The 6,953-nt window shown below is 64.1% G+C and carries 7 protein-coding genes; 2 read left to right on the forward strand and 5 right to left on the reverse strand.

The genetic code is table 11. From position 1 onward, the window contains the following. From DBR22_RS25110 to DBR22_RS22850, 4 genes are all read right to left on the reverse strand, one after another. A partial coding sequence (locus DBR22_RS25110) for a cbb3-type cytochrome c oxidase subunit I (protein WP_258229420.1) occupies nt 1-765 on the reverse strand: 765 nt, incomplete at its 3' end. A gap of 10 nt (nt 766-775) precedes the next feature. Continuing rightward, on the reverse strand, nt 776-1,648 hold the full coding sequence (gene ctaC, locus DBR22_RS22840) for an aa3-type cytochrome oxidase subunit II (protein ID WP_108600853.1): 873 nt from the start codon (nt 1,646-1,648) through the stop codon (nt 776-778). Nucleotides 1,649-1,835: 187 nt separating this feature from the next. After that, nucleotides 1,836-2,225, reverse strand: coding sequence for a HesB/IscA family protein (locus tag DBR22_RS22845; RefSeq protein ID WP_108600854.1), 390 nt, complete (start codon nt 2,223-2,225; stop codon nt 1,836-1,838). A gap of 183 nt (nt 2,226-2,408) precedes the next feature. After that, nucleotides 2,409-3,854: a dipeptidase gene (locus DBR22_RS22850; RefSeq protein WP_108600858.1), complete on the reverse strand. Its 1,446-nt coding sequence runs from the start codon at nt 3,852-3,854 to the stop codon at nt 2,409-2,411. A gap of 53 nt (nt 3,855-3,907) precedes the next feature. On the opposite strand from DBR22_RS22850, the gene DBR22_RS22855 reads away from it, so the two are divergent. After that, a complete protein-coding gene (locus tag DBR22_RS22855; RefSeq protein WP_108600855.1) occupies nt 3,908-4,510 on the forward strand; it encodes a DUF3043 domain-containing protein in 603 nt (200 codons plus the stop codon). Nucleotides 4,511-4,630: 120 nt separating this feature from the next. Here DBR22_RS22855 and DBR22_RS22860 read toward each other — a convergent pair whose 3' ends face one another. Then, the gene (locus tag DBR22_RS22860; RefSeq protein WP_108600856.1) at nt 4,631-5,740 is read right to left on the reverse strand and encodes a quinone-dependent dihydroorotate dehydrogenase; all 1,110 of its coding nucleotides are present in this window, start codon (nt 5,738-5,740) and stop codon (nt 4,631-4,633) included. A 72-nt stretch (nt 5,741-5,812) separates the two neighbouring features. Here DBR22_RS22860 and DBR22_RS22865 point away from each other — a divergent pair, with 72 nt between their 5' ends. Then, complete coding sequence (locus tag DBR22_RS22865; RefSeq protein WP_108600857.1) at nt 5,813-6,883, forward strand: alpha/beta hydrolase; 1,071 nt, start codon at nt 5,813-5,815, stop codon at nt 6,881-6,883. Nucleotides 6,884-6,953 lie beyond the last annotated feature (70 nt).

A 6,953-nucleotide genomic window follows, 5' to 3' on the forward strand; every position in this document is an offset into this window, starting at 1 on the left:
CCAGAGAACGGCACCGCCGTTTTCCGGATCAAAGATATGCGCACCGAACCGGCGGTCGGCACCCAGGGCGAACAGCGCCGCGGCCAGCGGCGGGAAGGCCATCAGGACCAGGATGGACGTGATCAGGGCGTTCCACGTGAAGATGGGCATACGCCACATGGTCATGCCGGGGGCCCGCATGCACACGATGGTGGTGATGAAGTTGACCGCGCCAAGGATGGTGCCGAAGCCGGACAACGCCAGGCCGAAGACCCACAGGTCACCGCCAACTCCCGGGCTAAAGGTGGTGTTGGACAGCGGCGCGTAAGCGAACCAGCCGAACGAAGCAGCACCCTGGGGGGTGATGAATCCGGAGACCGCAATGGTGGAACCGAAGAGGAAGAACCAGAAGGCCAGCGCGTTCAAACGGGGGAAGGCCACGTCCGGGGCGCCGATCTGCAGCGGCATGATTACGTTGGTGAAGCCGGCAAACAGGGGCGTCGCGAACATCAGCAGCATTACCGTGCCATGCATGGTGAACAGCTGGTTGTACTGCTCCTTGGTCTGCAGGATCTGCATACCGGGCTCGAACAGCTCGGCGCGGATCAGCAGAGCCATCACGCCGCCGAAGCAGAAGAACACGAAGGACGCGATCAGGTACATGTACCCGATGGTCTTGTGGTCAGTGGAAGTGATCCAGTTGACGACGATGCGTCCCTTGGATTTGGGAACCACGGGGGCCGTGAGGACTCCGGTGGTGGGTGCGGATTGAGTGTACGTAGCCACGTCGCTCCCCTTACTTAATTTCGTTCAGGTTGGGGTTACGGTCGTACTCTTCGCCGAGGAGTCCAACGTTGCCCGCTGACCGGAGCTCGTCCATGTGTGCCTGGAACTCGGTTTCAGACACCACCTTGACGCGGAACAGCATTTCGGAGTGGTACTCGCCGCAGAGTTCGGCACACTTACCGTCGTAGGTGCCCTCCTTGGTGGGCGTAAACCTGATGTAGTTGGTCTTGCCCGGGATCATGTCGCGCTTCTGAAGGAAGGCGGGAACCCAGAAAGAGTGGATGACGTCGCGGGCGTTGAGCTCGAGGTCAACTGACTTGTTGACCGGCAGGTAAAGCGTCGGAAGCTTTTCCTTGTCGATCGTGTTGCCCGTCAGGTGCGCCTGCTCACCGGCTTCGTAGACGTCCTCTTCGATGACGTCGCCGGCTTTGTAGTTGAAGTCCCAGGCCCACTGCTTGCCACGGACGTCAACGACGACGTCGGCAGGCTGGGAACGGTTATCAATGGCCTGCTGGTCGCGGTCAGTGAAGTAGAAGAACACCAGGACCATGAAGATCGGGATGGTCAGGTAAAAGACTTCGAGCGGGAGGTTGAAGCTGGTCTGGCGCGGGAATCCTACTGTCCCCTTGCGGCGCCGGTAGGCCACGATGCACCAGATGATCAGACCCCACGTAATGGTGCCCACAACCAGGGCAGCAATCCATGAGTTGACCCAGAGGTCCATGATGCGGTCAGTGTTACTGGTGGTGCCACGTTCAGTGGGCAGCCACCCTCTCTCTACCTCTGGCGAACATCCAGTCAAAACCAACGCGCCGGCGATTGCCAAGGCTGAGATCGTAGTGATCGTTGTGCGTCGGCTGCCGGTTCGGTTCTGCGAACTCACAGACGGCCCTTCCTACTTGTTGCTGGAGCCCGGCAAGCAAAAAGCAGTCCCGGGCACACTAAAAGTTTTACTACTCGGTGTAGAGCTTACCGCTCCGCCGGGCGTTTCGCCCACATGTCGGCGCCGTGCCTCCATACCGTTTTAGAGGTACAGAAAACAGGCGCCGGCATCGGGCGAAAAGACCGGGTCAGTGGAACGAATCACCGCAGGCGCAGGAGCCGCCGGCGTTGGGATTGTCGATGGTGAAACCCTGCTTGGAGATGGTGTCCTCGAAGTCGATGCTGGCACCGCTCAGGTAGGGCACGCTCATCTTGTCAACGACAACTTCGACGCCGTCGTAATCGCGGACGGCGTCGCCGTCGAGCAGGCGCTCATCGAAGTAGAGCTGGTAGATCAGTCCCGAACAGCCACCGGGCTGGACAGCAACCCGGAGGCGAAGGTCGGTACGGCCTTCCTGTTCGAGAAGACTGCGGACCTTGCCTGCGGCGACGTCGGTCAGCTTGACCTCGTGGGCAGCCAGTTCTTCGCTGCCGGCGCTGGTGGTTTCGGTGCTGTTCTCATTGGTTGCGGTGCTCATTGGCCTACCTTCTTAGGACGGGTCCTGGCGGTGCTGCCTGGGCGGCACCTGCCCCTACGGATACGGTACGGGCTATAGCTACATGCTACTTCGGTCAGACGTGTAGCTCTAACTCCTGGCGTAACCATCGGTACTGCCTGGTTGTTCCCTGCGCGGCGCCCGTTGCCGTTTCCGGCAGCAGGCTCAGGCCAGGCCGTCGGCATTCAACCGGGCCAGCAGCAGCGCCTCGGCCACCACTGCGTTCCGGAAATCGCCGATGTGGAGGGATTCGTTGGCGCTGTGGGCCCTCGAATCCGGGTCCTCGACACCGGTGACCAGGATCTGCACGTCAGGGTAAAGCTCGGTCAGGTCCGCAATAAAGGGAATGGATCCGCCGATCCCCATCTCCACTGCGGGTACACCCCAGGCCTCCCCCAAGGCCCACATGGCGAACCCTGCGGCCTGGGACGAAGTATCAGTAAGGAACGGGTTGCCGCTCTCACCCGGGGTGAATACCACCTTCGCCCCGAACGGTGCGTTCGCTTCCACATGGCGCCGGACCGCGTCCATCGCTTCGGCAGGGACCTGTCCCGGGGCCAGGCGCAGGCTGAACTTGGCGCGCGCCCGTGGCAACAGGGTATTGGAAGCCATATCAACGGCGGGCGCATCAAAGCCAATGATGGACAGCGCCGGTTTGGTCCACAGCCGCGAGGCAATGCTTCCTGTACCGGCGAGTTGCACACCGTCCAGGACGGAGGCGTCAGCGCGGTACTCCGCTTCAGTGAGGTCCACGGCGACGTTATCGGATGACACCAGGCCCTGGATGGCTACGTTGCCTTCCGCATCGTGGAGCGTGGCTATGAGCCTGGCGAGCAGGGTGGGGGCATCCAGCACGGGGCCGCCGAACATGCCCGAATGGACAGCGTGCTCGAGCACCTGGACTTCGATTGTTCCGTCCACGAGGCCCCGCAGGCTGGTGGTCAGGGCCGGAACGCCCACCTTCCAGTTGCTTGAATCGGCGACCACGATGACGTCCGCCTTCAGCAGTTCGCGGTGCGTCTCCAGGAAAGGGCGGAAGGTGGGCGAGCCGGCTTCCTCCTCACCTTCGATGAAAAACGTCACCCCGAGGCCGAACTCACGGCCGAGGACCTCAGCGGCAGCAGTGTACGCGGCCACGTGGGCCATGATTCCGGCTTTGTCATCCGCCGCACCGCGGCCGTAGAGCCGGCCGTCACGCTCGACGGCGGTGAACGGCTCTGATTCCCACAGTGCCGGATCGCCGGGCGGCTGGACGTCGTGGTGGGCGTACAGGAGAATGGTCGGCTTCCCGGCGGCTGCCTGGCGGCGTGCGACGACGGCGGGACCGCCGTCGGTTCCGTCCGCCTTCCTGCTCCGCAGAACCTGAACTTCCTCAAGTCCTGCCGCGCGCAGCAGTTCCGCTACTGCCTGGGCGCTGGCTTCCAGCGGGGCGGGATCAAAACTGGGCCAGGCGATGCCCGGGATCGCCACGAGGTCCTTGAGCCGTGTCATCGTGGCGTTGAAGGACCCGCTGACGGACAGCCGGAGTGCAGCCGTGTCGATGGTCCCGGCCGAGCGGAGGTTGTCGGAGTTGCTGGCATCGCGCGGGGTCTCCGCTGCAGAGGAAGTCATGGCGATCACAATACCCGCGCGGAATCTCCCGGGCCGCAAGGTATTCTGTTGAGGTGTTCGGACGTAAAAAGGAAGCGCCAACGGCGCAGCAATCAATAGACCAGCAGGCCGCTGAAGCGGCCGCCCGGCAGGATGCCGCGTTTGGCAAGGGCGCACCCACGCCCACGCGGAAGGCCCAGGAAGCTGCGAGGAAGCGGCCACTGGTGCCGGAGGACCGCAAGGCATCCAAGGCTGCTGAGCGCCAGGCCATCCAGGATCAGCGGACCAAAATGCGCCAGGCACTTGATACCGGTGACGAGAAGTTCCTGCCCCTGCGTGACAAGGGCCCGCAGAAGCGCTTCACCCGTGATTACGTGGATGCGCGCTTCAGCCTCGGTGAGTACCTGATGTTCGGTGCCTTGGTTTTCGTCATCATCTCGTTGATCGTCCCCGCCTCGAGCGAACAGATGATTTACGTCCTGGGCGGTTTCTGGGTGATGTTCCTGGCAGTGTTCGTTGACGTGTTCATCCTGTCCCGCCAGCTCCGCAAGAAGCTGACCGCGAAATTCGGCGAAGTGGAGCGCGGCACGGTCTGGTACGGCTCCATGCGGTCATTGCAGTTCCGCAAGCTGCGGCTGCCCAAGCCGCTCGTCAAGCGCGGCCAGTACCCGTCCTGATGTGCCGGGCGGATGCAGGTCCGCCGCACACTCCGTTCCTTTACCAACAAACCCCGGCGGTCTTTCCGCCGGGGTTTGTTGTCTGTCAGGAGTAAGTGTTGCCCCGTCGGTTCTCCGGCGTCAGCTCTCCGTTGTCCGTTGTCTGCTGTCAACGGCGCCTGTGCGGGTCCGGGCCTTGGCCAGTTCGCGGTTAATGCGCGCGGCCCAGAACGGTCCCTCATAAAGGAAGGCGGTGTAGCCCTGGACCAGGGTTGCGCCGGCGTCCAGGCGCTCCTGCACATCCTGGGCCGTCTCCACGCCGCCCACTGCCACCAGTGTGATCGCACCGCCGGTGGCTTCCCGAAGCCGGCGGAGGACTTCCAGTGACCGCTGCTTCAATGGTGCCCCGGACAGCCCTCCTGCGCCGCACTCGGCGACCTTGCCGGCAGGCGACGCCAGCCCGGTACGGCCGATGGTCGTATTGGTGGCGATGATCCCGTCCAGCTTCAGGTCCAAGGCCAGCCGGGCAACGTCGTCGATGTCTTCGTCGCTGAGGTCCGGGGCAATCTTCACCAGGAGGGGGACGTGCCGCCCCGCCGCACGGTCTGCCTCCTCCCCCACCGCGGACAGGAGCGGCCGCAATGTCTGCACATCCTGCAGGAGCCGCAGGCCCGGTGTGTTGGGTGAACTCACGTTGACCACCAGATAGTCCGCGGCCGGCGCGAGGCTCCGTGCGCTCACCAGGTAATCAGCCACGGCATCGTCGAGTTCTACTACTTTGCTCTTCCCGATGTTCACTCCGATGACGGGGCGCACGTTGGGGTGCCTGCGCTGCAGGGCAGCACGCGCTGCCTTGAGGCGCGGCTCCACTGCTGCGGCGCCGTCGTTGTTGAACCCCATCCGGTTGATCACCGCGCGGTCCTCAATCAGCCGGAACAGGCGCGGTTTCTGGTTACCTGGCTGCGCCTGGCCGGTAATGGTTCCCACTTCCACATGGCCGAACCCAAGCTCGGTGAGGGCCTCGATGCCCAGGCCTTCCTTGTCAAAGCCGGCGGCGAGGCCGAACGGTGACGGGAAGGTGACACCGAATGCCGTGGTCTGCAGGGACGGCGCCGGTGCCGTGAACCTGGCCAGGACGCGGCCCGCGCCGGAAGCATGGACGAGCTTGATCCCCTTAAATCCGATCTTGTGGGCGCGTTCGGCGTCCATCCATGAAAAGGCCAGCCTGAAGAATGTCGGATATACGCGCATGGCTCTAGTTTTCCGTCTTGGGCGGTCCAGACCAAACCGGCGGCCGCCTGCAGGGCCGGTTAGCATAAAACCATGACGTGGCAGCCAGACATCCTCGGTGCAGGCTTTGAGGCGCGCACGTTCCTCGCCGCCGGCTCCGACGGCGTTCAGCGGACCGCCACGCTGGTCCGGTTCCGGCCCGAAACGCCTGTTGGTATGGGTCCCGGGGAAGGTCCCGCCACGGATCCCGGTGAGCGGCAGGGGCCGCGGCGCACCGTGCTGTTCCTCCACGGCTGGAGCGATTATTTCTTCAACGTGGACCTTGCGCAGTTCTGGACCCGTCACGGCTACGAGTTCTATGCACTGGACATGCACAACCACGGGCGCAGCCTCCGCCCGGATGCTCCCGGCGGTTACGTGGCCAATCTTGCAGATTACGACGCCGAGATCGAGTACGCCATCGGGATCATCCGTTCCGATGTGTCCCCCGGGGAACAGGCCCACCAGTCCCGGAGCGCTCGGGACGAATCCATGCTGCTCACCATGATGGGGCATTCCACGGGCGGCCTTGTGGCGGCCCTCTGGGTCAGCAACCACCCGGGGACGGTGTCCCATCTTGTGCTGAACAGCCCCTGGCTGGAGATGCACGGCAGTTCGCTGGTCCGCCGTGCAGCATCCACCATGGTGGGACCGGTGGCGCGTTTCCGCCCCGAGGCGGTTCTCCGCCTGCCCGAGCGGGGATTTTACTGGCGGACCATCAGCAGTTCGGCCGACGGCGAGTGGGCCCTTGATGACAGATTCCGGCCACCGATGGCCTTCCCGCTGCGGGCCGGTTGGCTCAGTGCAGTCCTTTCCGGTCATGCCAGGGTGGCCCGCGGGCTGGCCATCGACGTTCCCATCCTGGTGCTGCTCTCACGGGGCAGCGCCACCGGACCATTCTGGACCGAGGAAATGCGGCGGACCGATGCCGTGCTGGACGTCAACATCATTGCGCTCCGGGCGCTGACGCTGGGGCGCACGGTAACGGTGGAACGGATTGACGGCGCGCTCCACGACGTCTTCCTTTCGCCGGCCGGAATCCGGGCGGACGCCTACGAGCGGCTCACCCGGTGGTTACGCGGCTACGGTTCCTCCGGCAGCGCCGAACCTGGACACAGCGCATGACAGGGCCTGCTGCCGGCGCGTTGCCGGGTATGGATCCCCTGCCGGAGGGCACGGCCGGGGACCTCTGGAC

The sequence above is a fragment of the Arthrobacter sp. HMWF013 genome, from assembly GCF_003061105.1.
Classification (GTDB): domain Bacteria; phylum Actinomycetota; class Actinomycetes; order Actinomycetales; family Micrococcaceae; genus Arthrobacter.